This is a genomic window from Alcanivorax sp. HI0083 (assembly GCF_001635175.1).
Genome location: NZ_LWFX01001143.1, coordinates 1 through 2639, shown reverse-complemented (window position 1 = coordinate 2639; position 2639 = coordinate 1). Strand labels below are relative to the sequence as shown.

Annotated in this window: 3 protein-coding genes and 2 tRNA genes; all 5 read left to right on the top strand. The window is 55.7% G+C overall.

Annotated elements, in window-relative coordinates:
* A partial coding sequence (secG, locus tag A3754_RS16185; protein ID WP_231880654.1) for a preprotein translocase subunit SecG occupies positions 1-427 on the top strand: 427 nt, incomplete at its 5' end.
* Positions 428-440: 13 nt separating this feature from the next.
* Positions 441-526: transfer RNA gene (locus tag A3754_RS16180), tRNA-Leu, on the top strand.
* Positions 527-735: 209 nt separating this feature from the next.
* Positions 736-812: transfer RNA gene (locus tag A3754_RS16175), tRNA-Met, on the top strand.
* A 189-nt stretch (positions 813-1001) separates the two neighbouring features.
* Positions 1002-1457, top strand: coding sequence for a ribosome maturation factor RimP (gene rimP, locus A3754_RS16170; protein ID WP_007149481.1), 456 nt, complete (start codon positions 1002-1004; stop codon positions 1455-1457).
* A 40-nt stretch (positions 1458-1497) separates the two neighbouring features.
* Positions 1498-2639: transcription termination factor NusA (gene nusA / locus A3754_RS16165; RefSeq protein ID WP_063520528.1), on the top strand; the 1142-nt coding region annotated here is incomplete at its 3' end.

Genomic DNA, 2639 nt, shown 5'->3' with positions numbered 1-2639 from the left:
TGTAGTGCACGTGCTGGCAGCCCTTGGGCTGATTGGTCTGGTGCTTATTCAGCACGGTAAAGGCGCGGATGCCGGTGCTTCCTTTGGCGGCGGTGGCTCGCAGACGGTATTCGGGAGCGCCGGTTCGGCAAACTTCCTGACCCGTGCCACGGCGGTGCTGGCGGCGGTTTTCTTTGTGACCAGCCTGGTGTTGGCCTGGATGGCGCGTCAGGAAGCGGACAGCACCCGTAGCTTCCTGCCGGAACTGGAAACCGTCGAGCATCAGGATGTTCCCGTCGTTGACGAGGAGCAATCCGACGTGCCCGCTGGCATGACAGAAGTGCCTGTGGCGCCAGAAGCCAATGAAGGGCAAAAAGAAGTTTCGGATGTGCCTCAAGCTGAGGTAGAATCCCCGGCCCCGGCTGACGCGCCTCAGCCGGAGCAGTAAGTAAGCGTTCTTTGCCGAAGTGGTGGAATTGGTAGACACGCTATCTTGAGGGGGTAGTGAGCTTCGCTCGTGCCGGTTCAAGTCCGGCCTTCGGCACCAATTAGGGAACGTTTTGCTGGTGTGTGTTGTCAGCGAAACGTATGAAGGAAATCGGTGGATTGACCGGCTTTCTTCAGAATCGACCCACGGGTTGATCAGTATCGGGTTATGTGGCTTTTCCCGATGCTAAGGCTTCGAAAAATAAATACTTTTTCGATAATGCCTTGACAGAGTGAGTGCCTCTAAGTATTATTTGCGCTCGATTTTGATGCGGGGTGGAGCAGTCTGGTAGCTCGTCGGGCTCATAACCCGAAGGTCGTAGGTTCAAATCCTGCCCCCGCTACCACTTAGAGGAACCAGAAAAACATCTCTGGTTCAAAGCGGACAAAAAGCCCCTCTAGCAGGGGCTTTTTGTTATCCGCAAACCGACCCGGTTAGTGGGAATGGGCGGTGGATACACGGTCGTTGTGCGGCAAAGCTGCAATCGCTGTGACATCCTCGGGCCCATTTTTTGTTTGTACCGTCGGAAAGTTTTATGTCAAAACGCACGGAACAATTAACGGAGCTGCTCGCTCCGGTAGTGGAAGATCTGGGCTTCGTGCTCTGGGGTGTTGAATACATCCAGGGGCGCGGGGCTGTTCTGCGTGTATTTATTGACCATGCAGACGGTATCTCGGTAGATAATTGCGCGGCCGTGAGTCACGAAGTCAGCGGCGTGCTGGATGTGGAAGATCCGATTTCCGGTGAATATAACCTTGAGGTGTCTTCACCGGGCATGGATCGGCCCATGTTCGAAATTGCGCAGTATGTCGATTACATCGGTGAAGATGTGCAGCTCAAGTTGCTGGCACCGGTAAGCGGCAAGCGCAAAATGACGGCGGCCATTGTGGCCGTGGATGGCGATACGCTGGTGGTGGAGCTGGATGGCGAAACCTTGCGTGTTCCTTACAGTCAGGTAGATCGTGCCCGGTTGCAGCCCCGCTTCGACTGAGTACGCCCTGAAGAACTTTAGTCTTTGTAAAGGCCTGGCCATGAACAAAGAGATCCTGCTGGTAGCGGAAACCGTATCAAACGAGAAAGGTGTAAGCCGAGACGTAATCTTCGAGGCCATTGAGCTGGCACTCGCGGCGGCCACCAAGAAACGTTTCAAGCAAGAAGACGTAGAAATTCGTGTGGAGATTGACCGGGTGTCCGGCAATGCCAGGAGTTTCCGTGTATGGCACGTGGTGCCAGACGAGGAGCTCTACGAGTTTGGCAAGCAGCTGACACTGGATGAAGCGCACGAGCAGGATGCGTCGCTGCAGATCGGTGATACCTGGGAAGAGGAAGTTGAATCCGAAGCCTTTGGCCGTATCGCTGCACAGACTGCCAAGCAGGTTATCGTACAAAAGGTACGTGAAGCCGAGCGCCGTCAGATTGTTGAAGAATATCGTGATCGCATTGGCGACCTGGTTAGCGGCACGGTGAAAAAAGCGACCCGGGATTCCATTATTCTGGATCTCGGTGGCAATGCTGAAGCGCTGATTACCCGCGAGCACATGATTCCCCGTGAAGCGGTTCGTCAGAACGACCGCATCCGCGCCTACCTGTTGGGTGTAAATGAGGAAAACCGGGGGCCGCAGCTGTTCGCCAGCCGCGCTTGCCCGGACATGCTGATCGAATTGTTCAAGATCGAAGTGCCGGAGATCGGTGAAGAGCTGATCGAGATCAAGGGTGCTGCCCGTGATCCGGGGTCCCGCGCCAAGATTGCCGTGAAAACCAATGATCAACGCATTGATCCAGTGGGTGCCTGTGTGGGTATGCGCGGCGCGCGTGTCCAGGCGGTGTCCAATGAGTTGGCCGGCGAGCGTATCGATATCGTCCTGTGGGACGACAACCCGGCGCAGCTGGTGATCAATGCCATGCAGCCGGCGGAAGTGGCTTCCATCGTGATGGATGAAGAAAGCCATTCCATGGATATCGCCGTGGAAGACGAATCCGCACTGGCCCAGGCTATCGGCCGCAGCGGGCAGAACATTCGCCTGGCCTCCGAGCTGACCGGCTGGGAACTCAACGTCATGACTATTGATGACGCTGAGACCAAACAGGAAGAAGAAGCGGAACAGGCCTTGCAGACGTTCATCAATGAGTTGGACGTTGACGAAGATGTGGCCGGTGTACTGGTTGATGAAGG

What these genes read in the sequence shown, in the direction of transcription:
- rimP (WP_007149481.1), top strand. Translation starts at nt 1,002, where the DNA reads ATGTCAAAACGCACGGAACAATTAACGGAGCTGCTCGCTCCGGTAGTG.